Source organism: Methanothermobacter defluvii (assembly GCF_003385755.1).
GTDB lineage: Archaea > Methanobacteriota > Methanobacteria > Methanobacteriales > Methanothermobacteraceae > Methanothermobacter > Methanothermobacter thermautotrophicus.
In genome coordinates, this window is the sequence record NZ_QREL01000001.1 from 874,176 (window position 1) to 898,187 (window position 24,012).

Annotated in this window: 23 protein-coding genes and 1 pseudogene; 6 read left to right on the top strand and 18 right to left on the bottom strand. The window is 51.8% G+C overall.

Going from position 1 to position 24,012, the window contains the following annotated elements:
- Positions 1 to 99: 99 nt before the first annotated feature.
- Together C7452_RS04580 and C7452_RS04585 are read left to right on the top strand one after the other, a co-directional pair.
- Positions 100 to 666 (top strand): AAA family ATPase, encoded by a 567-nt coding sequence (locus tag C7452_RS04580; protein ID WP_048060819.1) that lies wholly within the window; start codon positions 100 to 102, stop codon positions 664 to 666.
- A complete protein-coding gene (locus C7452_RS04585; RefSeq protein WP_048175291.1) occupies positions 659 to 1,057 on the top strand; it encodes an RNA-binding domain-containing protein in 399 nt (132 codons plus the stop codon). The genes C7452_RS04580 and C7452_RS04585 overlap by 8 nt, the downstream gene beginning before the upstream one ends.
- Positions 1,058 to 1,077: 20 nt before the next feature.
- Here the strand turns inward: C7452_RS04585 and C7452_RS04590 are convergent, their stop codons facing one another.
- The 7 genes from C7452_RS04590 to C7452_RS04620 form a co-directional block, all read right to left on the bottom strand.
- Positions 1,078 to 1,758: a diphthine--ammonia ligase gene (locus C7452_RS04590; protein WP_115892364.1), complete on the bottom strand. Its 681-nt coding sequence runs from the start codon at positions 1,756 to 1,758 to the stop codon at positions 1,078 to 1,080.
- Positions 1,758 to 2,555 carry a hypothetical protein gene (locus C7452_RS04595; RefSeq protein WP_170130289.1) on the bottom strand — a complete coding sequence of 266 codons (798 nt, stop codon included), beginning with the start codon at positions 2,553 to 2,555 and terminating at the stop codon, positions 1,758 to 1,760. Before C7452_RS04595 ends, C7452_RS04590 begins: the two co-directional genes overlap by 1 nt.
- Positions 2,556 to 2,654: 99 nt before the next feature.
- Positions 2,655 to 3,059 (bottom strand): hypothetical protein, encoded by a 405-nt coding sequence (locus tag C7452_RS04600; protein WP_115892366.1) that lies wholly within the window; start codon positions 3,057 to 3,059, stop codon positions 2,655 to 2,657.
- A gap of 94 nt (positions 3,060 to 3,153) precedes the next feature.
- Positions 3,154 to 3,546: a hypothetical protein gene (locus C7452_RS04605; protein WP_010876068.1), complete on the bottom strand. Its 393-nt coding sequence runs from the start codon at positions 3,544 to 3,546 to the stop codon at positions 3,154 to 3,156.
- A 31-nt stretch (positions 3,547 to 3,577) separates the two neighbouring features.
- Positions 3,578 to 4,627: a hypothetical protein gene (locus tag C7452_RS04610; RefSeq protein WP_245942836.1), complete on the bottom strand. Its 1,050-nt coding sequence runs from the start codon at positions 4,625 to 4,627 to the stop codon at positions 3,578 to 3,580.
- Positions 4,628 to 4,629: 2 nt separating this feature from the next.
- On the bottom strand, positions 4,630 to 6,702 hold the full coding sequence (locus tag C7452_RS04615) for a CBS domain-containing protein (protein WP_115892368.1): 2,073 nt from the start codon (positions 6,700 to 6,702) through the stop codon (positions 4,630 to 4,632).
- Between the two features lie 15 nt (positions 6,703 to 6,717).
- Positions 6,718 to 7,602: a hypothetical protein gene (locus tag C7452_RS04620; protein ID WP_048175288.1), complete on the bottom strand. Its 885-nt coding sequence runs from the start codon at positions 7,600 to 7,602 to the stop codon at positions 6,718 to 6,720.
- Positions 7,603 to 7,687: 85 nt separating this feature from the next.
- On the opposite strand from C7452_RS04620, the gene C7452_RS04625 reads away from it, so the two are divergent.
- The gene (locus C7452_RS04625; protein ID WP_010876063.1) at positions 7,688 to 8,071 is read left to right on the top strand and encodes a hypothetical protein; all 384 of its coding nucleotides are present in this window, start codon (positions 7,688 to 7,690) and stop codon (positions 8,069 to 8,071) included.
- 76 nt (positions 8,072 to 8,147) lie between these two features.
- Here C7452_RS04625 and C7452_RS04630 read toward each other — a convergent pair whose 3' ends face one another.
- From C7452_RS04630 to C7452_RS04640, 3 genes are all read right to left on the bottom strand, one after another.
- Positions 8,148 to 9,047 carry a DUF2101 family protein gene (locus C7452_RS04630; RefSeq protein ID WP_048175287.1) on the bottom strand — a complete coding sequence of 300 codons (900 nt, stop codon included), beginning with the start codon at positions 9,045 to 9,047 and terminating at the stop codon, positions 8,148 to 8,150.
- Positions 9,048 to 9,055: 8 nt separating this feature from the next.
- On the bottom strand, positions 9,056 to 9,487 hold the full coding sequence (locus C7452_RS04635; RefSeq protein WP_115892370.1) for a class III signal peptide-containing protein: 432 nt from the start codon (positions 9,485 to 9,487) through the stop codon (positions 9,056 to 9,058).
- A 141-nt stretch (positions 9,488 to 9,628) separates the two neighbouring features.
- On the bottom strand, positions 9,629 to 10,777 hold the full coding sequence (locus tag C7452_RS04640) for an A24 family peptidase C-terminal domain-containing protein (protein WP_245942837.1): 1,149 nt from the start codon (positions 10,775 to 10,777) through the stop codon (positions 9,629 to 9,631).
- A 445-nt stretch (positions 10,778 to 11,222) separates the two neighbouring features.
- Here C7452_RS04640 and C7452_RS09275 point away from each other — a divergent pair.
- Together C7452_RS09275 and C7452_RS04650 are read left to right on the top strand one after the other, a co-directional pair.
- Positions 11,223 to 11,414 (top strand): annotated as a pseudogene (locus tag C7452_RS09275) (STT3 domain-containing protein); the annotation flags it as partial.
- Positions 11,390 to 13,252, top strand: coding sequence for an STT3 domain-containing protein (locus C7452_RS04650; RefSeq protein ID WP_115892372.1), 1,863 nt, complete (start codon positions 11,390 to 11,392; stop codon positions 13,250 to 13,252). The pseudogene C7452_RS09275 and the gene C7452_RS04650, both read left to right, overlap by 25 nt.
- 68 nt (positions 13,253 to 13,320) lie before the next feature.
- Here the strand turns inward: C7452_RS04650 and pyrG are convergent, their stop codons facing one another.
- From pyrG to C7452_RS04685, 7 genes are all read right to left on the bottom strand, one after another.
- Positions 13,321 to 14,922: a glutamine hydrolyzing CTP synthase gene (pyrG, locus tag C7452_RS04655; RefSeq protein ID WP_115892373.1), complete on the bottom strand. Its 1,602-nt coding sequence runs from the start codon at positions 14,920 to 14,922 to the stop codon at positions 13,321 to 13,323.
- 51 nt (positions 14,923 to 14,973) lie between these two features.
- On the bottom strand, positions 14,974 to 16,173 hold the full coding sequence (locus C7452_RS04660) for a cofactor-independent phosphoglycerate mutase (RefSeq protein ID WP_170130290.1): 1,200 nt from the start codon (positions 16,171 to 16,173) through the stop codon (positions 14,974 to 14,976).
- A gap of 30 nt (positions 16,174 to 16,203) precedes the next feature.
- Positions 16,204 to 17,226: a homoserine dehydrogenase gene (locus C7452_RS04665; RefSeq protein WP_115892375.1), complete on the bottom strand. Its 1,023-nt coding sequence runs from the start codon at positions 17,224 to 17,226 to the stop codon at positions 16,204 to 16,206.
- On the bottom strand, positions 17,227 to 17,706 hold the full coding sequence (locus tag C7452_RS04670) for an ACT domain-containing protein (RefSeq protein ID WP_048175280.1): 480 nt from the start codon (positions 17,704 to 17,706) through the stop codon (positions 17,227 to 17,229).
- Between the two features lie 9 nt (positions 17,707 to 17,715).
- The gene (gatC, locus tag C7452_RS04675; RefSeq protein ID WP_115892376.1) at positions 17,716 to 17,931 is read right to left on the bottom strand and encodes an Asp-tRNA(Asn) amidotransferase subunit GatC; all 216 of its coding nucleotides are present in this window, start codon (positions 17,929 to 17,931) and stop codon (positions 17,716 to 17,718) included.
- 222 nt (positions 17,932 to 18,153) lie between these two features.
- Positions 18,154 to 19,599, bottom strand: coding sequence for an asparagine synthase (glutamine-hydrolyzing) (gene asnB / locus C7452_RS04680; RefSeq protein ID WP_245942838.1), 1,446 nt, complete (start codon positions 19,597 to 19,599; stop codon positions 18,154 to 18,156).
- On the bottom strand, positions 19,583 to 19,975 hold the full coding sequence (locus C7452_RS04685) for a pyridoxamine 5'-phosphate oxidase family protein (protein WP_010876052.1): 393 nt from the start codon (positions 19,973 to 19,975) through the stop codon (positions 19,583 to 19,585). The genes asnB and C7452_RS04685 overlap by 17 nt, the downstream gene beginning before the upstream one ends.
- A gap of 647 nt (positions 19,976 to 20,622) precedes the next feature.
- Here C7452_RS04685 and C7452_RS04690 point away from each other — a divergent pair.
- Complete coding sequence (locus C7452_RS04690; RefSeq protein ID WP_115892377.1) at positions 20,623 to 21,921, top strand: pseudomurein-binding repeat-containing protein; 1,299 nt, start codon at positions 20,623 to 20,625, stop codon at positions 21,919 to 21,921.
- 116 nt (positions 21,922 to 22,037) lie between these two features.
- Here C7452_RS04690 and C7452_RS04695 read toward each other — a convergent pair whose 3' ends face one another.
- Complete coding sequence (locus tag C7452_RS04695; RefSeq protein WP_010876050.1) at positions 22,038 to 23,855, bottom strand: heavy metal translocating P-type ATPase; 1,818 nt, start codon at positions 23,853 to 23,855, stop codon at positions 22,038 to 22,040.
- Positions 23,856 to 24,012: the final 157 nt, after the last annotated feature.

Sequence of the window (24,012 nt, forward strand, 5' to 3'; positions counted from 1 at the left end):
CACAATAGAATAACTGCAGAGAAAAAAAGAATCTGATTTCTGGAAGGATTTCACCAGAGGGGAATCCTCAAGCAGATCAAGAATCCTGAGCGTGTGAATATGGTGGTTATTGGAGTTACAGGGATGCCCGGCGCAGGGAAGGGCGTTGTATCAAGGATAGCTGAGTCGATGGGTTTCAGGGTTATAAGGATGGGTGACGTAATAAGGGATGAAGCCCGGAAGCGAGGTGAGGACCCCGGTGTGACGGCCGTTCGCCTCAGGGAGGAATACGGTAAGTACGTGGTTGCCGAAAAGTGCGTTGAAAGGATTCAGGAGTCAGAATCAGAAATGTTCCTGATAGAGGGAATAAGGAGCCCCCATGAGGTCGAGATATTCAGAAAAAGGTTCCCTGGCTTCAGGGTCATATCAGTATTCTCAACAAGAAAGACCCGCTTCAGGAGGCTCCGGAAGAGGCAGAGGGAGGACGACTCTCAGAGGTATGCAGAATTCGTTGAAAGAGACGAAAGAGAACTTGGATTCGGCATAGGCGACGTCATAGCGACCTCAGATTATATGATAGTCAATGAGGGCCCGATATGGAAGATAAAAAAACAGGCAAAGCAGATACTCAGGAAACTTGCAGAGAAGGGTGAGGAGAGCAGCAGAGGAGGACAAGAGGATGGATAAAGTTAAAGTTGAAGCCCCGGTCAGGGCGACAGAGGATCCAGAGAAGGTTGGGGAGGCTGTTCTCAACGTCTTCCCTGAACTTGAAATTGAGGTTGAAGATGACGCCGTGAGGGGCACCGGTGATAGCGGGAGCCTCAGGAACCTCCAGGAGGCCCTTGAAAAGAGGAGGATAAGGCTCACGGCAAGGAATATACTCAAAAAACACCTCAGGGGCAATTCAACATGGTTTTACATTAACAAACAGGCCGCCCTTATGAACCGGGTGAACGTCCTTGAGGAGTCCATCTCCGCACTGGGTGACATACTTGTGGAGATTGAATCAGACGATATAATGGGTTTAATAGACTGGCTGGCACCCGATGTCTCAGTCCCTGAAGACGTTGCTGATTGAGCTCACAGTCAGACCTTAACCTAATCCTTATCAACCAGCACAGCCCTCTTTATGTCCAGGAAGCCATTATCAAAGAACCACTTCTTTTCGTATTCAAGTATCTCGAGTCGCTTCTTAAATATTGGGCCGTCAAGGACCAGTGATTCGGCTTCACCACCCTCAAATGCAGGGTTTATACCGTACCTCTCACTCAGATCCGCCAGTTCATCTATCATCTTTCTGTCAACTATCCTCCCAAGCCATGACTCATCAAGACCCTCAGCTGCAACAGCCGTCACCATGACCCTGAATCCAAGGTCAACTATCTCCTCCATGTAATCCAGGGGGTCCCTGTGCCAGAGGGGTGCCACTGACCTTAAACCCAGCCTCCTGCAGATGGCGTCTATCCTTGACTTCTGATACTCGGAGTAGAGAGCCCCGGAGTAGACAGCCTCCACACCCCTCTCCCTCAGGGTCTTAAGTGTGCCGGCGAGGTCCTCAACCTCCTCCTCCTCAACCCCTGCGGTCCTGGATTCTATGAGGGGTATTCCAACGGCCTCTGCAAGGAGGGCTGTCAGGTGTATGTTGGGCACATGGTACATGTGGGATTCAGGGTTATCTGAGATCACAGATACCAGAAATTCGACCTCAGATTCCTGTAGTGCATGGTAAAGGGCCATCGTGCTGTCCTTACCACCTGAATAGAGAACCGCAGACCTCATCAGACACCCCTGTATCTCTGGTATATGCCCCTCACAAAGCCGAGGATGGAGTCAATGAAAACACCTGCAAGTCCCGTTAGCATTCCGAGGACACCGCAGAAGAGTACTATGTTGGATTTATCCGGGAGTGATCTCTTCAATGCAGCCACCTTCTCCTCGGCAGGACCCTTCACCCCGGTAACAACTATCTCCCTTGCCTGGAGGTAGGAGACCACCGAGTCAACATTCTGGGGCTTCACCTCCACCACCAGGTGGACGGTGCTGTACCTTGTTTTTATACCCCCGGTGTACATTAACCACTCTGCAAGGTTTTCAATGGCGTTTACAGGATTGTAGCCCTTTTTAACCTGTAAAATTATTGTGCCGTTTGTGTAAACCTTCCCTGATGTTATGTTGGAGTCTATTATCGATACCTTCTCCTCTATTATCCTTTTACGGTTCTCTGAAAATCTGTCAGTCCTTATCACTACCCCCTCTGAATGGACATCCACAACCCCCTCCTGAGCTGCGAGTTCCTCTGTGAGTTTCATTATATCCGTGGCTGTTGAAACATCAGCCGTTACATTCTCTGTGCCACCTTCAGTGGAGATGTATACTCCCCTCGCGATCTCGGGGATCTCATCATAGACAGGGGATATTAAGAAGGCACCCCCAACCGTCCCTGCAATGAAGCCTATGAAAACCACAAATAGCAGGTTCTTCTTCCCGATTATTGGTGTCATGAGGCCTGTAGAGAATATGAATGCAAGAAGTAGGATAAAGAGGGCCAGCATTACAGTTACACCTAGAACGTCCATTGTATTCACCGCAGATCATTATGGAAGGCTTTTTAACAGTTTATCAATAGTATTTCATGGGAACTTAAATATCTTATGATCAGATCAGCAGGTTATGGCTCACTGGAATTCCCTCTTGCCAACTATCTGGCCGCCCTCAATACTGACATAGACCTCCCTGACGGTCCTGCCACCCCTCTGAAGCGGAACAACCCACACAGGAACATCGGTACCGTTTATAGTGATTGAACCCCTCGATGGCTGGCCCGCAGTGTAACCCGATTCACCGGCTATCTGCCTTGCCTCCTCGGCTGTTACATTCTCTGTGCTGCTGCTGGTGTTCTCTGATGTCATGTTGGGGATGCTGATGGGCACCGGCTGGGGCTGAGGCTCAACAGGGCTGGAATCTGAAATCCGCTCCCTTTCACCTGAACTGAAGGAGCTGTATGAGTAGATTACTATCGAGATTGTGACTATGCCGATAAGTATGAGGGCCTTATATTCCCATCTAAGATCATCAAGCAAGGAATTTCCTCCTTAAATTTCATAATGTCAGCTCATTGGCGTATCAGGATCTCATTATCTTCGTTACCGTTATTGTACTGGTTCCTCACAGTGCTCAGGTTATCTTCGTTACGGTTATTGTACCGTTCTGGTTCCTCACAGTGTATTTTCCAGGGGTCATGTTGGTTGTGGTCACATTCACCTTCGGTATGATACTCAGTTTGATCCTCTGGGATTTGTAGAACACGGTGACCTGCCCGTTCCTCACCTCAACGGTGTAGGGAAAATCAGAGGGTAGTGTCAGGTTAACGGCAAACCCTGGACCATTGGTGTATGCTGCATTGACGGCGCCTGCAACACGTTCACCCATCATCCTTGCCTGGCCCAGTTCACCGGCCTGTGTCCTTGAGAGTTCACTGTCCACCATGCTGACCATCCCCGCAATTATTATGAGGGCTATCAGTGTTGCAAAGAGGAAATCTATACTTAAAACTCCACCTTCATCCATTGGATCACCTTTAACTGCTGACTCATAAACATTAATTGTAGTTGTTTGCAGCAAGACCGAGGAGGTTCTTGTAGGTTGCTGAGAGACAGAAGGGTGCCCCCAGCGGGTCGTAAATGACATTATTCCTGACCTTTATGGTTGTACCCGCGATTCCAAGGAAGTACTCCCTGTCGACCTTTGATATGTACTGGTTGCCGTTGTGGTCCTCCAGGAGTGGATCCCCTATTATGAAGGTGCTCATCCTTGCGTAGGCAGGATCAGCGGAGCTTGAACGGTTCTCAAGCCGGTCAAAGAAGGAGAGTCCATTGGGATCCACAAAGTAGTAGGGCCTCGGGGTGATGTTACTGGGGTTATCTGTCCCGTTAAGACAGTACCACAGGTTCTGAAGGTGGCCCTCATTATCAATACTCTCATTCAGGCGGTAATCGGCGTAGGTACCGTTAGTTGCATAGTAGGGGTACTTGTATATGACGTTACTTGTACGGAACTTCGTGTTTATCCATATGTATGGGTCCTCTATACCCTCAAGGCTCACATATGATGAGACCGGCGGGAGTGTGAACTCATAGACCTGGTCCCTCTGAACGATCTTCAGGGGTATGCCCCTCCTTATCTCAACCCTGAACCCGAAGGGGTCGTCCTGTGTAAGGGTCACGTCGGAGGTTGTGAATGTGGCGCTGGTGTAATTGTTTATGGGTACATTGTTGATGTAGATCTGGCGACCGGTCTGCCTTTCAAGTTCCAGGGACGTGTTTATGATGTTGTCATTCAGGGCATTCACAACGTTCTCTGTTATATTCGCCTTGCTTGTCCCCTGCGGGAAGAACTCTGCATTGTCTATGACATTCCTTGATGCATTGTAGGCCGCGTTACGTCCGGCGTCAGCCGCAGCCTTCTCCACAGTTGAATATATTGAACCCACGACGGTTATGGTGACATCACCACCCGTTGAGAGCGCTGCCAGCATGTTGGCCTCGTTGACGATGTCCCCGTATGATATGGCTATTATGATGACCGGTATGAAGAGGAGCACTGCGAGGGGTGTGAATGCGTATCCATCCTCATCGCCAATTATCCCCATAATCAATCCCTCCATAGTGTTAATCTAACCGGCAGGGAGTTCGGTATATCCCCGGTGTAGAGTGCCTCTGTCCTTATCAGTGAGGGGTCAATGCTGTAACCTGATGCCTGGAGCATGGCTATGAGCTCCTGCCTGGCAAGATTCTGGGCCGTGTATGCATCATTGGCGTATTCTGTGGCCCACATGTTGGCCAGGAATTTCGGGTAGATCACGGCCACCCGTGTACCGGAGTATATCTCGGCGTTGGAGTCCCCTGACTCCCATCCAGCACCTGAGTTTATGGTTACACGGATATTGTATGTGCCGGGCCTTGTGCTGTAGTTGCCGGGGTTTCCGCCTGTGGTGAATATCCTGCTCCCGGCCACATCGATGGCCCCGATATCCAGGGAGAATGGCACCGGCCCGCTGTAGAGCTGTGTCCAGGCACTGGTTGAGTTTTTAACCTCAACCTTAATCGACTTAGTATCCAGGCCTGCCCCAACAAAGAGGAGGACCTTCTTGGCGTCTGATCCTATGGTGAACTGTCTAACAGGTGCTGATACATTTGTTGAGTTCTGGTAACTGTTGAAGGGATAGTTGTGCCACTGGATCGGGAGTGATGTGTATGATACCGTGGAGTAGGAGTCAACAAGACCCACGAGGTCGTAGTCCTGTCCCGGAACGTTGTCCCATATTGTTACGCGGACCCTGTTTGTCTGGCCAGCCCGGAGGTAGTCCCTGATGTAGACTATCCCCGGAACGTTACCGTATCCGTCACTGACTGTACTGTAATCCACGCCCCCATAATCAAATGAACAGAAGGCCACATTCCATGCTGTGCCGTTCCAGACCTCCACCAGGGCATCGTCAACACCACCATAGGGGTTCACAACGGTGTGGGCGTCAAGTATCCTTGAACCGGGAGGTATCGGTATGTCCTGGGTGACGCTCACCGCGGAACCATCGGAACTTCCACCGTTAACGCTATCAATTACAAAGGGGAGACCGTCTGAGTAGGCATGATTCCGTCTGACCATGTTGCTCCAGGTTATGACCCTCCTGGTGTTGAGGTTGGTGACTGTGCCCGTGTTCAGGTCATATATACGACCGTAACCCATGGTCCCATTCGTATCTAACCTTGTAAGGCTTGGCACCGCCAGTCCTGCAACATCATTGAACTGGAAGGTGCGGGTGATGATACCCTTCGGGACCTTTATGGTGGTTGTGTAGTTGGCTATTATTGAGAACCAGGGAAGGTCATAGTCGCTGCTCCCTGTTGTGGTCATGTTTGTGAACTGGACATAGAAGTTGTTGCTTCCGCCGGTGAGGGATGTGATGTTACCCTGATAGTTGTACATGAGCTCCCTCGTGGTCCCGGGACGGAGGTTGAGGAAGGTGAAACTGTCGTTTCTCACTATATGCGGCACATTGTTTATAACAACATTCGCCCCGTAGGATGACCGGTTCCGCCGGTTGCAGGACCCCAGGAGAAACCTTCCCCAGTTGATACTGGTTGATGGGACAGAGAAGCTGATGTTTCTGGGGGCTGTCTGGTAACCCCAGTATGGTCTATAATAGAGACTGCTCCAGTAGTTACTAAGCCAGTTATGGAAGTTCCAGACCGTTGTTGTTGAGTTTATCTCCTGGTCCTCGAGGGTGACCTCCTCCATCTTGTACCATGCGCGTCCGAGCCAGCCCTCCTCAGGTCCTGAAATAACGATGGCCCTTGATGCAGTGTCCCTTGAGACGAGTATGCCGCTATCGTTCCTCAGGGTCGGATATGGCCCCATCTTGAACTCATAACCAACCCCTGGAGGTAGCAGGGACTGTAACTCGGACTCTATGAGGTTCTCTGCCCCCGCGGTGTTGTTGCGTGAGTACATGGCGGCTGCAGAGTAGAGGGTCCCGTCCTGCCTCATAATATCCAGTGCATCCGCTGCGAGGGCCTCAAGGTGCTGGTGGTCAGCCCCCATGTAACTGGGCAGGGCGAAGTAGGTTACGATTGACGCTGTGAATATGAATACAACTATGAGTGCCAGTACTGCGTCCGTTGTGAATATGAATCCACCCTCATCATCATTGAAACCACGGATCATTTCATCACCTTTCAATCACTTTAACCAGAGATACAGGACGAACCTTGCGGGTCTTACCCTCACATTGTCCAGTGTTATCTGCCCTGGGGGTGTCCCCTTCGGCGCTGCAAGGATGTATACATCCATGGAAGCCCCGGGGTTACTCTGGGTCCTGACACTCAGTATGTTGTCCCTGAACTCTGTGTAATTGTAGAGGTAGGTCTCATTTATCTGCTTCTTTATCTCGGTTATATGCCTGTTTATCTCATTTGGTGGCACGACACGGTTGTTGTTAACATCCACGAAGGCAGAATCGTACCCCCTGTTTATAACAAGGACCCAGTAGTCATATATCCTCAGATAGGCATCATTGGTGGGGAAGTTGGTTGTGTATGTCCTTGGCTGCCCGGCGTCCCTTATGAGGCCCTCCAGTGAACCAACACGCTCCACCTTTGTTGTGAGGACGTAGCGTTCAACCCTTGCAATGTCAGGGGCGCTGGTGTTGAGTGTCCCCAGGGTCCTCACTGTGAGACCCTCGGTGGTGCTTATGTTGATGTAGTATCCATACTCGGGACCCACCAGTTCCCCCATATTCGTTGTGTTAATCCCCGCGATCTTGGCAGGGGAGAGATAGTTCTTCTGGGGAATTTTTCTGACCGGGTCGTACCTTGCAAGTCCTATGCTATCAGGGTTTCCCTTCTGTTCCCAGTCAGGTGGGGTCCCGGATGATTCCACCAGGGCGTCGGCTACATCAGATGCCTGACGGTCAAGGGAGCTCTGATAGACGGTGCTCTGGGTGAGATACATGATGTTGTCCATGTCAGCTGCCAGCATACCGAGCAGTATGGTTAATGGTATTATGGCCAGGAGTACATCAAGTGAAAATGCGAATCCCCTTCTATCAGACAGTAAATCCCTCAATCTTATCCCCTTCCATTTTATAACATAATCTATGACAGTAACTATTATTATATATTTATCCATATATCAACGTGAGGGATGTATTATGGACTTCAGGGGACAGATATCAGCCGAGTTTCTTTTGATCGTTTCATTCATAGTGGTAATTGTACTTGTTTTCTCATCAATCGCAGGCCCCCAGTCACAGGAAAACAGCATCGCAACCGCTGCCAGGGAGGGCGCGACCGGCGCCATATCTGAGATGTCCTATACGAATGTATCGATGAAACCCATGAGGGTCACCGGCATAAAGATCACCGGCGGGAGCAACAGGGTGATAAGCATCTCCTTTGAAAGGCCGGTTCCCCCTGAGTACCGTGCCCTGGTCATCAACAGGACTGTGGAGTCACTCCTCACCGTCAGCGGTGTGAAACCGGTTAACAGCACCACCGTCAGACTTGGGGACAGGACATACACGGTCCAGATATAGGCGATATCCCTGATATTTGATTTTTCAGTGCAACATTAAGGTTCCGCATAGAATCTGAAAAATTAAGGGTTATTAATCAGCGGAGGCCTTCCACTCCTATTATCCTCACCGGCCTGTTACCCCTCATGCTCATGACCGAGCCCTCAACTGCAAGCTTCACAGTATCATGGACATCAACATGGAAGCCATTATTCTCAACTATGTAAACATCGGGTTTGACGTTGCTCCTTATATCATAGTCAACACGTACATAGGAGGTGTTCTCACCCACCTCTATAACCTCACCGAAGGTGTAGTCACGCACATACCTAACCCGGAATATCAGGAAGACCGCTGCAACCGCGATCACCGCGAAGAGGAGCGTTGTGAGGGCAGGGAAGAATACGAAGGGAAACGCCATTGTCAGGGCCGAGTTGCCTGAGACAAGGATTATAACCACACCCACGGCCACGTACATGAGGAAGAAGTCCCTGTAGGCCTCAAAGTCCCCGGGGTACATTACCCTTATCTGTCTGTAGAGTATGTAAAGTAGGAGAGCTAGGAGCAGGAGGGCGGCCGGAAGGAACACAAGGATGGATATGAAGTTGAAGACGTAGACTATGGATATTATGATGAAGAGTGAGGCTGCAATCTGGAGTTTGAGGACAGCATTCTCCTTCTCTGCCGGGTCAAATTGCGGGGTCCTGATTATTATGGGTGCGTCGTCCTCGGGTATCCTGATGTCATGGTTTCGTGCCTCCTCAAGGATCTCCCTGACCTCCTCATCACGCTGCACCGGTATTCGCTCCCCTATCGTCCTTGTTTTGTCATGAATTTTATCCCGTATTTCATCCACCTCGACCCTGGAGAGTCCCTCCCGCAGACCTGAGGCAGCCCTCCTCATCCTCCCGGGGAGCCTTACCAGTTCAAATATGACGGTTCCCATGATGTTAAATAGAGCTATCACTGCACTGCCGAGTCTTGAGAAGAAATCCATTCAATCACCTACTTCCTTGTCACATTCGTCACAACAACGTTGTTTGAATTCAGTGGCCAGTATATCACAGCTGTGTACCATCCCCTCTGCACCTCCACGGACTGTGATGTCAGGTTGTACTGTGTCGGTGCAGTTATATTTGATACCGTGCCGTTGGTGTAGGTGACTGTGAATATGACACTGTTATTGCCGGTGATGAGGACTCCTTTAACAGGTATGTAGAAGCTCACCGTCCTCTTTGCACCCGGTCCGTTGGCGTATACTATGTCAGCCGCATTTGCAATGGTCTGAACAGCCACCTTGGCATCTGATGCCCTTGAAACATCAGTGCTTGCCTCAATTGAACTTCCTATGAGGGGTATCGTTACTCCTCCAAGGATGAGGAGGACCACGAGTATCAGCAGAAGGTACTCAAGGGAGACCTGTCCCCTGCTATCCATATAGATCACCTTTAAACATCTCTGTATTAGATTCTGTAGGGCTACACTTATATATTTGGTGAAGATCCGGGAGATCATGGCAGTGACCACCCCAGTTTACCGTTATCTGGCTCACCAGACCGGTAACCCTCACCACCTGAACTAGAATATGATGTCAAATAACCTGAAGAGTATCATTGCAAGGTCTCCTATGAGGAGTGAAACCAGGAGCCCTATGAAGATTGCGGGGGCAAAGGGCATGCCGCGTCTTATCCGGAACTCATCCTTTATCCTGCCCCTGGATACAAGGTCCCTGAGGGTCTCAATCTCCTCCTCCCGGAGACCGGCTGCCATGGCAGATACCACGGGTTCACCCCTGTAGGTCAGTGCGGATACATCGCCGGTCCTCGCAGCTGTCCGGAACCTGTCAAGGAGTGAACTGTCATCGAAGTAGTATTCATCGCCCTTCCTGTAGAGGGTGCTTGCGAGTATCATGCCCTCCTTCAGTTCATCCACGCCCATGGTGTCCTGGAGGGCCTCCCTCGTGATGGATGTGAGGAGCTTCCTTATGAGCTGTATAACCGTTATGGAGACCCAGAGAATTACAACTCCACTCACGGTCAACTCAAAGTTCGTGTAGAGCGAGTAGACTATGATCACCGATACTATAACCGCCTTAACCCTTGGCGGTAGGCGTGATATGACCATGGTGAGGAGGTAGACAAGGATCAGAGAAAGTACTATGATCTGGAATGGGAGGAAGTCTGTTATGAAGAATGTCAGGGTAACTGCGGATGTTATAACCAGGGCCAGGACCATGCTGGTCCTGTACTGGCGCAGGGGCTCCATGAACTCGTCCATGAGGTGCCTCCTGGATGTGTAGATGATAAAGAAGACATAGACCAGGAGGAAGGGGAGGAGCGCCAGTATACTGTTTATTATGACCGTGAGTGGAAAGGGGTAGGATGCTGTGACAGGGAAGGCTGTTCCTAGGAAGCTGTAGCTTACCAGTGACGGCTGGAATGGTAGCAGGGAGGTTACCGCTGTGAAGAGCTTCACATCACCACCTGCCCAGGCCCCCATCCTCCAGAGGATGTATCCCAGGGCGAATATTCCGGCTGTGAAGATGGCTGTGTAAATGAATATCCAGGGATTCGATTCCATGAGGGCCCTCGCACCATTCAGGAGAAGACCGATCCCGATAACAGGAAAGGTCAGGCGGTTGGGTATTATACCCCTTTTTATATCACTGTATGAAGCATAGAAACAGGCCAGAAGTGCTATGAATACCGAGATTAACTCTATGACCATTAATATCACTCCTTGAAGCTTAGAGATGGATATTACAGAAAATCATGATTTATTAATTAATTCTCAGTGATCTCTATTTAAGTTTTTGTGGTTGATTTCTCCGGGTGCAGCACCGGCAATCCCCGTATCAGAGGGGACACGCTACGGGCTGCAGACTGACAGATAAATCCATGCAGACAGGGACACCGAGATATGCAGCATTTAACCGAAAATCTATGCTCATCGGGACACTGCAACAATGATATGAGTAAAAAGCAGAAGGGCCTCTACCTCCTCTTCCCCATCCAGTCATGGGGACACTGCAGCTTGATATGAGTAAAGGGAATAAAGCATATTAACCCGGGACCAGAGATCTATCTTAGTAAAGGGAAAGTAAGGATGTGATTATCTGTCCTTCAGTATCAGGGAATGGGTTGGTGGCGCAGACAGGAAGGCTGTTTTACTGATGCTCATAATATTCGCTTCAGGTTTCGCCCTGAGAGCAGGCACGGTGACTGTGGCCGGGGTATACAGCGAGGCCCACTCCCAGCCCCTCATGTATGATATGGACTCCTACTACAACCTCAGGCTCGCCAGCAACCTTCTCAATGAGGGTGAACTCTCAGAGGGTGGGTGGGACAGGTACTCCTATTACCCTCCCGGGGTCCCCCTCGATTACCCCCCTCTGCTCCCCTACCTCACCGTCACCCTTTACCTGCTATTTACTGGTTACTTCCAGGTCTCACCGACACCGCATTCTGGCTTCCAGCCATCATTGCACCCCTCGCCGGGGTCGCTGTCTTTGCAGTTGCAAGGTCCCTTGACTGTGATGACGTATCAGCCACCACAGCAGGCCTCCTTGCCACTGCAGCACCCTTCTACTTCATGAGGACCGTCCCTGGTTTCTATGACACCGACATGTTCAACCTCGTCCTCCCCCTTGCCATCCTCCTAACACTCCACCTTTCTCTCAGGGATGGTGACTGGAGGATGGCCGTACTCTCGGGGGCCCTCATGGCTGTCTTCGCCGCAGCCTGGAATGGGTGGCAGATCATCTACTCGATTATGGCCCTGTCGGTGATAATCCACTCGCTCCTGTATCGTAGAAGAGAACCCCTCATATTCCTCATCACCTCCACGCTTCTCATTGTGCTGATGGATCCGCGGGCCATTCCATCCATCCCCCTGGGGCTGATGAAGATACCCGTTGCCAGAGCAGATCCATTCCCTGACCCCTATGCAAACATAACAGAGCTCCAGCGGCCAGGTTTTGATGACGTGCTGATGGCCCTTGGACCCGGCCTCCTCCTGGCGGGTCTGTCTGGTTTCAGGTCCCTCTTCCGTGACTGGAGGGATAGCATAGTGCTTCCGGTAATCATCCTCTGGACCCTCACAGGTGCCGCCTCACTACTCTGGGGTATAAGGTTCTCTGAGCTCCTCACTGCACCCCTTCTCATAACCTCCGCGCTATTCCTTGCAGATCTGGGGACTGCCTCCAGGGTACCCCCCGGTTTCAGGCGGAAGCTTCAGGTTGCAGTCGCCATCATGGTGGTCCTTCCATCCCTCATCATCTCTACGGGTCAGTACAGCGCCCTCCACCCCCGGGTGGATGACAGCCTTCTGGATGCTGCAGACTACATAAGAGCCAAAACCCCGCCTGATACTGTGGTGATCTCCAACTGGGTCCACGGACACTTCTTTGCATTCATGGCCAGGAGGCCGGTGAACTTCGATGGCAGACTGGCCTACATTGAAACTGCGGCGAAGAGGGGGCCTGGATACCCCCTTGACCCCCGTATCCCTGGAGTTTACAGGGAGTACTGGCAGGACCGGGCCCTTGCAACGACGGACCCCCACCTGGCAGATGAGATACTATCCATGCTGGCATCCTCAGGTGATGAAGCCTACCTTGAGGTACTGAACGCCACCGGGGATCCGGCTGGCTCTGCAGTCATTCTGGGGGATGTGCTGGCTGTTGATGGGTCCTCAAGGGCAGAGTACCTGCAGGATAGGGGACTTGACCCTGCTGCTGCGGGGAGGGTTGCCTCAACCCTGAGCAGGAGATCCGGCTACGTCCTTGTGACCTGTGACCGGCTCATTGATAAGGGGTACTGGATACTCTATTATGGTAACTGGAACTTCACAGGAAAAACCAGGAAGCCGGTGTACTCCACAGGGAGTATAGTTCAGGGCTGGCCCCTCAGAACCAGTGACGGTCTGCTCTGGGATGGTGAGAGGATCTCATTCAATGGTTTGAGGGTCTCAGAACTGTACCTCGTGGATGGTGGTGTCAGGAAGGTGGGGGGCGACCCCCAGGGGGGCCTCGTTGCATTTGTACTCTATGACAGGAACCGGACCGTGGTCCTGGAGCGTGGATATGAGGATTCCATGTTCGCCAGGCTGGTGCTCCTTGGTAACGGTGGAGGCGTCTTCAGGGCAGTCATGAGGAGCAGGGATGTCACTGTATGGGAGCCCATCAGGGATTGGAATACCTGATAAAAAGTAGTTGAGCTTTTTTCCTGCTAAAGATGTAACGGTAGATAAAAAAAGATTTTACCGCTTTATTAACGGCCTTTTTCAAGGGCGGCCCTCAGGAAGGATACAAAGAGTGGATGGGCCCTGTTTGGTCTTGACCTGAACTCTGGGTGGAACTGGCATCCGAGGAACCATGGGTGATCCTCTATCTCAACCATCTCCACGAGGAAGTCGTCCGGAGATGTTCCTGAGATTATAAGGCCCTTACTCTCCAGTTCCTCCCTGAATTCGTTGTTGAGTTCAAACCTGTGCCTGTGCCTCTCACCCACGAGTTCGGTGCCGTAGGCCTCATGTGCCAGTGTACCCTCCCTTATCCTGCACTGGTAGGAGCCGAGGCGCATGGTACCACCCATGTTCTTTATCCTCTTCTGCTCCTCCATCATATCTATGACAGGGTAGGGGGTTTCCGGGTCGAACTCTGTGCTGTTGGCACCCTCCATGCCGTTGAGCCTTGCGAATTCTATGACCATGCACTGCATGCCCAGGCATATGCCGAAGATGGGAACACTGTTTTCAAGGGCGAACCTGACCGCCTCAAGTTTTCCTGCGATTCCCCTCTCACCAAATCCACCAGGGATGAGTATGGAGTCAAGACGTGAAAGGTCCTCCTCATTTACTGCATCATCGGCACTTATCCACTCAATATCAACCCTTACCCGTAGGTGTGCCGCTGCATGTTTGAGGGCTTCCCTTATACTTATGTATGAGTCCTCAAGCTCCACGTACTTGCCGACTATTCCAACGGTAACCACCGGCTCATCTATCATGAGTGACTCAACTATCCCTGCCCATTCACTGAGGTCTGCCTCACCATCAACATCCAGTTCTATCCTGCGGACTATGTAATCCCCCACCCTCTCACTGTCAAGTACCAGGGGGACCTCATAGATTGATGATGCGTCGGGGGCGTTCACCACAGCCTCCTCCTCAACGTCACAGAAGTGGGCTATCTTCCTCTTGAGTGAGGAGTCTATTGGCATCTCACTCCGGCAGATGATCATATCAGGGTTTATACCCGTACTCCTGAGCTCCTTTGTACTGTGCTGTGTCGGTTTGGTCTTAAATTCCCCTGCAGCCCTCAGATATGGGACGTAGGTCACATGGACGAACATGACGTTCTCATGACCCTCCTCGTTCCTCAGCTGCCTGAGGGCCTCCAGGAAGGGCTGACCCTCTATGTCACCCACCGTACCCCCGACCTCCACCAGTACCACCTCAGCACCGCTTTTATCAGCGATTTTCCTTATCATTGACTTGATCTCGTCGGTTATGTGTGGTATTATCTGTACACAGGAGCCCAGGTAATCCCCTGACCGCTCCTTATTTATGACGGACATGTAGACCTTTCCGGTCGTTATGTTGGCCTCACCAGGGAGATCAGAGTCCAGGAACCTCTCATAGTGGCCCAGGTCAAGGTCTGTCTCCATTCCATCATCGGTTACAAAGACCTCACCGTGCTGGTAGGGGTTGAGGGTCCCTGAGTCCCAGTTCAGGTAGGGGTCTATCTTTATGGCTGTCACAGATAATCCATATGATCTGAGTATCCTGCCTATTGATGCTGCTGTTATTCCCTTTCCAATAGAGCTTACAACTCCTCCCGTTACAACGATGTACTTGGCCAGATGAACCAACTCCTCAGATTAGTTTGATGGGTCAATATATGTGATTAGGATGTTAAAAACTCATTGCCTTAACCGGGCAGGCGGGTCCATCATGATTTCCATGAGCCTGTGGGCCTCCCATGTGCCCAGGGACCCCTCCCTGACTGTGAACTCGTCATAGGATTTCACCTGATCAGCATCCACTCCGTCACCTGCAAGGATGCATGGTACGGGGTCGGGTACATGGGTCCTGATCTCAATGGGTGTGGGGTGATCCGGGAGGACCGCTATCCTGTGCTCATGGTCTGAGAGCGCATCAAGTAACCTTCCGAGGACGAAGCGGTCTATATTCTCTATGGCCCTTATCTTCTCTTCAGCGTCACCGGCATGCCCTGCCTCATCGGGTGCCTCAACATGGACGTAGAGGAAGTCGTATTCCTCAAGGGCCCCGGCAGCGTATCTGCCCTTGGCCCTGTAGTCTGTGTCCAGGTAACCTGTGGCCCCCGGGACATGGATGTTTTCAAGACCCGCATATACGCCCAGGCCCTTTATCAGGTCCACCGCAGTTATTGTAGCACCTTTAATACCGTACCTTTCACTGAAGGGCTCCATTGATGGCCTTAAACCCTGTCCCCAGAGCCAGATCATGGTGGCCGGCCTCTTACCCATGGATTCCCTTTTAAGGTTCACCTCATGGGATCTGAGGACGCCTGCTGATTCCAGCATCAGCTCCCTTATATGGTCTGCCTCCTCCGAGCCTGAGGGGAGGTGTGCGGCCACAGACTCCCCCACTATGTCGTGGGGTGGCTCAACCCTCACCGAGGTGTAGCCCCTCCCCTCTATAACAAAGAGGTTCCTGTAGCTCACACCGGCATAGAACATCCCGCTGGTTTCAAGTTCATGATTGAGGGCATCTATGAGCCTTGACGCCTCGGCTGTTTCTATGTGCCCGGCGTTGAAGTCCACGATCCTCTCATCAGCGTTTATGAGGTTGCATCTGAATGCCACATCATCATCGCCCAGCTCAACACCTATGCTCGCAGCCTCAAGGGGGCCCCTCCCGGTGTAGTACCTGCGGGGGTCGTAGCCCATTATACTGAGGTTTGCAACATCTGAACCCGCCTCCATCCCCTCCGGGACTGTCCTTAGAAGACCACACGCACCCATCCCTGCAAGCTGGTCCATGTTGGGCTTATCTGCCACCTGCAGTGGTGTTTTACCGTCGAGTTCATCAAGGGGGTAATCCGCCATTCCATCTCCAACAAGAATAACATGTTTCATGGTTATCACTGAAAAGAACCGTAAAGGCGTTTAACGCCCTCCAGACTTCCTCCATATTGTGATGGTGTCTGTGAGCATGGCCGAGGCCGTCTCAAGGGATCCTGCGCCACGTCCAACAGCTGTCACCTCACCTGCAAGGTCTGTCCTGAGGGTGGCCATGTTCAGTGTCCCGTCCACGGCGTAGGGTGACCCCATTCTCACCAGCCTGGGTCCGACCTCCAGCCTGTCCCCTGAGATCTCTGCAATGAGTTTTATGAGGTACCCCTCCTGGGCTGCCAGTTCAATGGCCCCCTGGGTTATACCGGTGATCCCCTCGACCCTGACATCCCTGAGGGTGCATGGCCTTCCGAGGATTGAATTGGCGATTATCACAGCCTTGCAGGCCGCATCAGTACCTTCAACGTCCTGGGCAGGATTTGTCTCTGCAATGCCCAGCTCCTGGGCCTCAATGAGGGCCTGCCTGTAGGATGATCCCTCAGAGGCCATCCTGGAGAGTATGAAGTTGGTGGTACCGTTCAGGATACCTATCACCGATTCTATGGTGCATGATGCGAGGGTCTCCCTTGCAAGGTTTATTATGGGCATGGCACCCCCCACCGATGCCTCGAACATGAACTCAACACCTGCCTCAGAGGCCGCCTCCATGAGTTCAGAGTAGAAAAGGGCCAGGTGCCCCTTGTTTGATGTTACAACGTGCTTCCCTTCACCCATGGCCTTCAGGACCAGTGACCTGCCGGGTTCGCCGTCCTCTATGTTTGTTGGTGTTGCCTCCACCAGGCAGTCATATTCGGCCTCATCAAGGAGTTCATCTCCGGTCATCCCCTCGTATCCTGAGGGATATGACCCCAGGCCGGCCCGCTTCTTGTGCTCGAGTATCCCCCTGATGTCAAGGCCATCCGGGTCGTGGAGGGCTCCTGATGAATCCGCGACTCCTGTGAACCTTATGTCGAGGCCATACCTTTCCCTCAGATACTCGCCCTTCATCTGAACGGCCCTGAGGAATCCCTGACCAACAGCTCCCAGTCCAACAAGACATATCCTCATAACCCTCACCTAGACCTCGCTTACAAGCAGGAGGTTCCTCTCCATGGCGGCTTCATTGATCCTCCTCAGGACCTCATCCCTGCTGCCGTGTTCTGCTTCAACGGTTATCCTGGCTGCTGATCTGCCCTCTGACATTCTGAGGGAGAGGTCCAGTACACTGGCGCCCTGGACGCTGTTCACGGCCTCCACCGTCTCCTGAAGGTCGCCCTCTGCAATGTCACCTATGAGTATGGTGGTGAATTTCTCCCTCAGGGGGGCGCCGTCCATCTCAATGATGTTAACACCCTGCTCCTGGAGCCTGCCTATGGCTGCGTCAAGTGTTTCCCTGTCACCCTCCACCGTGAGCTGCACGGGCACCACCGGACCGTATTCACGGTCTCTCTCATGTATAACCGTCACTATATTCACGCCGGTACTTCCCAGGGGTTCAAGCACTGACACCAGCTGCCCCGGGGCGTCTCTGAGTTCAATAACCAGGTTTAACCGCATCTGAAACACCTACTGGGTCCATTCACCCCTCTCAACGACTATGTTGCCATCATCATCGACCGGGGCGTTTCTGAGGATCTTCCCGGGTTTTGTTTTTTCTTCCTCATCCTCCCTGGTCCTGTTAAGATTATCCACTATGTAGTATGTTTCCTCGAGTTCAGGGACCTCCTCAAGGGCCCTTGAGAATTCCTCAAGGATCTTCTCAGCCTCTTTCTCTATCTTCATATCAGACTCCTCTCAACTTGATGGATAAATGTGAAACACATAAAGTCTATGGTGCTGCAGTGATATAAGGCTTAGTCTATCGTGCTACAATGATATAAACCTTGCCACAGAGACCGGTCACAGAGAGAAAAAACATGGCCTCAGATTCAACAGAGGGAACATGGATCCTATGTGACAGGATGAGCACTGCAGACCATAGGTTAAAACACCTTCAGCTCCTGATCATTCATAGGGTTCCATGAGCCCCCTCAGGAAGGCCTCATGGTCAAAGCCCGGGAGAACCCTCCTCCGAAGGACCTTATCTATCCCTGAACCGTACTGTGCCGCCTTCTTGGGCCTCATCGCAATGTACTCGGGGACCCCCATCTCAAGGGCCGCCTCCCTGAGTATGCGCTTCCTCAGTTCATCCTCCGGGCCCAGTATCTTGAGGTCTGCTGGTATGGTCAGGGCCACCCCTATCAGTTGAAGGTCGAGGAAGGGGACCCTCAGCTCCACCGAGTTTGCCATTGTAACCGCGTCATCCCTTTCAAGGTTAACATGGTGGATGTTTTCAAGGTCATGCCTGAGGGCGTCCTCGAGTCTTCCCTCAGCCAGGAGGCGCCTGTACCTGTGGTATCCTGCGAAAAGTTCGTCTGCACCCTGACCAGAAAACATGACCCTGTATCCCTCTGCAGAGGCGGCTTCAGACGCCAGGTAGAGGGGCATTGCAACGCCGATCTTCATGAGATTGTACTCCTCTATAGCCCCCAGGACATGGGGAAGGGCCTCCCTGATGGTATCCTCTGTAACCTCCAGGACCTCAAGTTCCATTCCAAGGTCCTCTGCAGCCCTGGATGCAAACTGAGGGTCGCTGGAACCAGGGAGCCCCACGGTGTAGAGCCTCACATCGATGTGTTCATCAAGGAGGACCGCCAGCAGTGTGCTGTCAACGCCGCCCGAGAATACCAGGGCAGCCTCATCCAAACCTCTAACCCTCCTCTCCACCGATTCCCTCAGAGCTGATTTGAGATTCTCCCTCAGCTCCTCTGGTTCTGCATCTGAGGGTTCCACCCTGGGGAGTCCCCTCAGCTTCACCTTCACGCCGTTTATCATGGCATGGCCCGGTGACAGGGTCTCCACATCCCTCAGACCTATCCTCCAGAGGGCCTTCCTCTCGGATGCGAAGGCCTCCCCTGAATGGTAGAGGGGTTTGACACCAACAGGGTCCCTGACGACTGCAAGGTTCTCGCCGTCTGTGTAGGCGAAGGCGTAGTCACCGTCTATCTTGTTAACCGTGAAACGCAGCGCATCCTCCAGGTCCCCGCCGTGGCCCTCTATGAGGTCCAGGATGAGTTCAGAGTCGCTGCCGGTCCAGTTAAGTTCCTCCTGATTGTATATCTCGCCGTTAAATACCAGTACGCCGTCCCCTGATACTGGCTGAGGACCTCCCACGATTGAGAGGAGGTTATGGCCCACTGCAATCTCAGCTGATTGCGGGGCCTCCTTTACATCCTCCCCCGTCGCTGTCCTTATCACTATCCTGCTGTCATGGTAGATCCCTGTGGCATCAGGGCCCCGGTGTCTGAGGACATCTAACATCTCCTGTACCTTTACCGGGGCGTCATCACCCCTGAACCCTGCAATGGCGCACATCGCGGTCACTTCTGTGAGCTCAGGCCACCTTTTCACCGGCCTCTGGCCCCGGTTTTACTGAGTATATCTCCTCCACGGTCATGAGTATGGCTGATTTTGGTTCAAGTTCTGTCATTACGTTCTGTGCCCACTCAACGACCATGTCAAAGTATTTTCCGGATTTAAATATTTCAACTGTTCCCTTGAACTGGTAGGGGCATTCCCTTGCGTTCTGTGGTATCAGTGCTATTCTGGGGTTTTCGTGGAGGTTCCTTATGGTTTTTTTCATGTAGTTGTCTGCGATGAGGATGGTCCTCTCATCCAGGGGTCTGGCGAAGCCTATTGGAACAACATTGGGGGTTCCTTCCTCATCTGCAGTTGCAACAAAAACCAGCTCCTTTTCAATTGCATCCATCATCTCGGGTGTCATCATATTATATCACCGTTTATCTATTACCGGGGAGGGGTAATAAATTTAACCCGGAATCCAGGGGGGTGATCCCTGCATGAACCTGAGGAGAAAGACAGCGAATTCAAACCCTCTGCATACAGATATGCGCCTGTAAAAACCTGGGCCGGGATCCTGTCGAAAACTGGCCTTCAATCCATGATTCTGTGATGAGGCCCCTGTGGGTTCTGGAGGTCTTTATATCCCCTGAGAACCCTTAAATTTGTGTTCAGAGGGCTGTGGTTCCTTGATGGATACTCTGAATTATTCATGTAACTCCACCATGGTCTGGCCCCACCCCGGCCCATCCTTAAATCCCCTTAAAGAGACCTTTATATTTAAAATGGGATTCGATGGAAATCCTATCGCCATTTAAAATTTTTTGTGTGTCCAGAAAGTGGATCTGGGATCTTAGATTGTCTATCAGTCCAGTAGGGGCATTGATCAAGCATATCCATTTATCTCAAAAATAAAAAGCTCTCTGACGGTCTATTTTAATTTAAAAAGCTCATATATGTCTTTTTTTGGGCTGAAAAATCGCAATATTTATATATGATTTGAGATTCAAGTTTTTAATGTCACAGTGACCCTACCGGGCACTGTGGATTGGAGGCGGTAAAATTTCGGTTGGCATGAGATATGTGTGCATGCTACTTGCATGCATACTACTCATTAATACAGCAGGTTATGCAGTGGCAGCTGATAACACAGCATCCGTGGCTGGATGCATGGTGGAGGAACAGTGTTCAGAGTACAATCAATGTGAACTCATGAATGAAAGTGAAACAGGATCTGTAGATACAGGGAAACAGAGCAGCCCCGGTGATCCCGGGAAGAATGAATCCCCCTCTACCCCAGAGGCAGATGAAACGGTCACAGAATCGGGAGGTCTGCTGGAGGTTAATGGCACCAGCGGTTCACCCGGTTCAGTGGCTGTGAACCCGGAGAACTCCACCGGCACAGTGAGGGCTGCAGGTGACAGTGCAGGCATAACGTCTGTGACCATCAGGGAATCTGCAGCAGAACTTGTAAAATACATTGAAACCTACGGTAAACTGCCGGCGACGGTTTCAGTGGGTGGTCAGAAGCTGGGTACCGCCCAGTTCCTTGACCTCATGCTGAAGGACCTTCTGAAACTTGCAGGGTCCACAGTCTCACTGACGCTGCGCACAGTTGGCAACGCACCGAACCCTTCAGGTTCAGCCACAGGACAGCTCTCAAAGTCAGCTTATCTCAAACTGGCATCCAGTGTACTTAAATTCATAAACAGCAACAGAAGAGCACCCAATTACGTGAGTTCGAACATAGGGAAGATATCCAGTGACAACCTTGTCTACGCGGTTGCAAGGATCCTCAAATTCCAGAAGGACAACAGCAGACTACCAAACTACGTCACCATCAAAAAGATCAGTGCATCAACAGCACCCACAGCATCACTCAGGAACAGAGCCGAGAACGATCCCTTCACCGGTGAGAGCACCTCCCAGTACCTTGCTGCAACAGCAAACTGTCAGGTTAATGATCCGGCAATTAAATCACTGGCAGCAAACCTGACTGCAGGATTAACCGGTGCATGGGATAAGGCGACAGCGATATTCAACTGGGTGCGTGACAGGATAAGCTACAGTTTCTACTACAACACAAGGTACGGTGCCACGGGTACACTCAAATACAGGACAGGTAACTGTGTGGATCACTCGCACCTCCTGGTGGCCCTCTTCAGGACCGCTGGTCTTGCCGCCAGGTACGTGCATGGAACCTGCACCTTCACATCAGGTAACACCTACGGCCATGTGTGGGCACAGGTGCTTGTGGGTGACACATGGTACGCTGCAGATGCCACGAGCTCAAAAAATAGCCTCGGTGCTGTGAACAGCTGGAACACTGCAACAGCAAAGATCAAGGGAATATACGCCAGCCTTCCCTTTTAATGGTGGTCCAGCACCACCATTTTATTTTTTTTTTTTTAGGATTTAAAATTAATTTAAGGGGTTCTTACTGACACCGGAACCTCGCAAGGAGCAGACTGTTTGTTATAACACCGTTACTAGAACCTCGCAAGGAGCAGACTGTTTGTTATAACAAAAAGGGAAAGGCCCATATCACCCACTGCAACAGCAACCCATAGTGGTACGAGGCCAGCGACAGAGAGAACAGCCAGGGAAAGCTTCACTGCAACGGTTAACCCTGTGTTAACCCTGATGATATCCATGGTTCTCCTGCTGATGTCAATGAGCTCATCTATCCTTTCAAGGTCATCCTCCACCAGGGTTATATCTGCGGTTTCAATGGCCACGTCCGATCCCCTGACACCCATGGCTATACCCACATCCGCCGCTGCAAGTGCCGGTGCATCGTTAACACCATCCCCCACCATCACCGTGATCTTCCTGGAGCTCAGTTCACGTATTATCCTCATCTTATCCTCTGGCAGCAGGCCCCCACGGTATCTTTCAGCACCGATCTCAGCAGCCACCGCCGCTGCAGAGTCCTCAGTGTCACCGGTGAGCATCAGAGTACCGATACCCCGCTCCCTGAGCCTCCCTGTGATCCTCCCTGCGGATTTCCTGATGCTGTCCCTGAGTCTTATGACGCCTATAACACCCTCCGGTCCTGTTAGCTGAACCTCCGTACCTCTATCTGGATTCCCACCTCCAGTTTCCGGGCTTCCAAGGGTGTACCTCACACCCTCTATGTAACCTGAGACACCCCTCCCCGGGATGGACCTGAAGTCTGTCACGTCCACTGTTCTGCCACTGTATGAGTTCACTATGGCCTCTGCGATGGGGTGTCCGGATTTCCTCTCAAGGGATGCTGCTATTCTGAGTATCTCATCCCTCCTCTCCTCCGGTTCAACAGCAATCACCTCTGGTCTTCCCTCGGTGAGGGTCCCTGTCTTATCGAATATGATGCATCCGGTGGAGGCCATCTTCTCCAGGAACTCTGAACCTTTGATGAGGATTCCCCTCCCGGCCGCAGCTGTCATTCCCGAGACCATGGCGACCGGTGTTGATATGAGGAGTGCGCATGGGCATGAGATGACCAGCAGCACCAGGGCCCTGTATATCCATGTGAGGGGGTCGCCTCCGGTGAGTACCGGTATGAGTGCTGTGAGGGCTGCAAGACCAGTTACCGTGGGTGTGTAGATTGATGCGAAGCGTTCAATGAATCTCTCCCTCCTGGACCTCCTGAGAGCAGATCTCCTGACCGTTTCAATGACACCTGCGAGTACGGTCGCCTCGGAGGTCCTTGTGACCTTAACCTCCAGGTACCCGTCAAGGTTCTGTGTACCTGCAAATACCTGGTCACCCTCCCCCACGGTAACAGGGAGGGACTCACCTGTTATGCTGGACTGGTCAACCTGTGAGGTCCCCGATTTAACGGTTCCATCGAGGGGTACCGTCTCCCCTGGTTTTATCCCTATTGTGCTTCCTTCCTCAACATCCTCGACCCCCATGATCCTCTCCCCTCCATCAAGGACCCTCGCGGTTCTGGGCCTGAGTTTTATGAGGGATTCCACGGATCTGTGTGATCTTCTGTGGGCATACTCCTCGAGGTACTCTGCTATGTGGTAGAGGACGGTCACGAGGGCCGCTTCAGTGTAGTCACCCAGTGCGATGGCACCGATGACTGCGATGAGTATGAGCACGTGCACCGTGAAGTGGCCCCTGAGTACTGACCTGACTGCTGCCGGGAATATCCTGTATCCTGCAGCTACAACCGCTGCAATGAGGAGGGGAACTGATATCATGCTTCCCTGGAGGTCAAGGAGGATCCCTGCTGCAAGGAGTGCTGCCGATGCTGCCATAACCAGTATTTCATTACCATTCCCTGATGGGGAACATGAGCTGCATTCACATCCCATAGGATTCACCTGAACATATGAATACACATTCATGTGTGTTCATATCATATAAATGTTTCTTAATATTGTGCTGAGATATGACCCAGGTGAGACTCTGAACCCACAGACCAGTTTTTTCAGTGAGCAGGAAAACTGGTGAATCATGGACCTCCAGGTT

Bases quoted from the DNA above. Each gene is read 5' to 3' on its own strand.
- C7452_RS04660 (WP_170130290.1), bottom strand. From the start codon at position 16,173: ATGAAACATGTTATTCTTGTTGGAGATGGAATGGCGGATTACCCCCTT.
- C7452_RS04670 (WP_048175280.1), bottom strand. From the start codon at position 17,706: ATGCGGTTAAACCTGGTTATTGAACTCAGAGACGCCCCGGGGCAGCTG.
- C7452_RS04630 (WP_048175287.1), bottom strand. From the start codon at position 9,047: ATGGATTTCTTCTCAAGACTCGGCAGTGCAGTGATAGCTCTATTTAAC.
- C7452_RS04695 (WP_010876050.1), bottom strand. From the start codon at position 23,855: ATGGGATGTGAATGCAGCTCATGTTCCCCATCAGGGAATGGTAATGAA.
- C7452_RS04580 (WP_048060819.1), top strand. From the start codon at position 100: ATGGTGGTTATTGGAGTTACAGGGATGCCCGGCGCAGGGAAGGGCGTT.
- C7452_RS04590 (WP_115892364.1), bottom strand. From the start codon at position 1,758: ATGAGGTCTGCGGTTCTCTATTCAGGTGGTAAGGACAGCACGATGGCC.
- C7452_RS04610 (WP_245942836.1), bottom strand. From the start codon at position 4,627: ATGGGGATAATTGGCGATGAGGATGGATACGCATTCACACCCCTCGCA.
- C7452_RS04625 (WP_010876063.1), top strand. From the start codon at position 7,688: ATGGACTTCAGGGGACAGATATCAGCCGAGTTTCTTTTGATCGTTTCA.
- C7452_RS04640 (WP_245942837.1), bottom strand. From the start codon at position 10,777: ATGGTCATAGAGTTAATCTCGGTATTCATAGCACTTCTGGCCTGTTTC.
- C7452_RS04690 (WP_115892377.1), top strand. From the start codon at position 20,623: ATGAGATATGTGTGCATGCTACTTGCATGCATACTACTCATTAATACA.
- C7452_RS04635 (WP_115892370.1), bottom strand. From the start codon at position 9,487: ATGGATAGCAGGGGACAGGTCTCCCTTGAGTACCTTCTGCTGATACTC.
- gatC (WP_115892376.1), bottom strand. From the start codon at position 17,931: ATGAAGATAGAGAAAGAGGCTGAGAAGATCCTTGAGGAATTCTCAAGG.
- C7452_RS04605 (WP_010876068.1), bottom strand. From the start codon at position 3,546: ATGGATGAAGGTGGAGTTTTAAGTATAGATTTCCTCTTTGCAACACTG.
- C7452_RS04685 (WP_010876052.1), bottom strand. From the start codon at position 19,975: ATGATGACACCCGAGATGATGGATGCAATTGAAAAGGAGCTGGTTTTT.
- C7452_RS04595 (WP_170130289.1), bottom strand. From the start codon at position 2,555: ATGGACGTTCTAGGTGTAACTGTAATGCTGGCCCTCTTTATCCTACTT.
- C7452_RS04585 (WP_048175291.1), top strand. From the start codon at position 659: ATGGATAAAGTTAAAGTTGAAGCCCCGGTCAGGGCGACAGAGGATCCA.
- C7452_RS04615 (WP_115892368.1), bottom strand. From the start codon at position 6,702: ATGATCCGTGGTTTCAATGATGATGAGGGTGGATTCATATTCACAACG.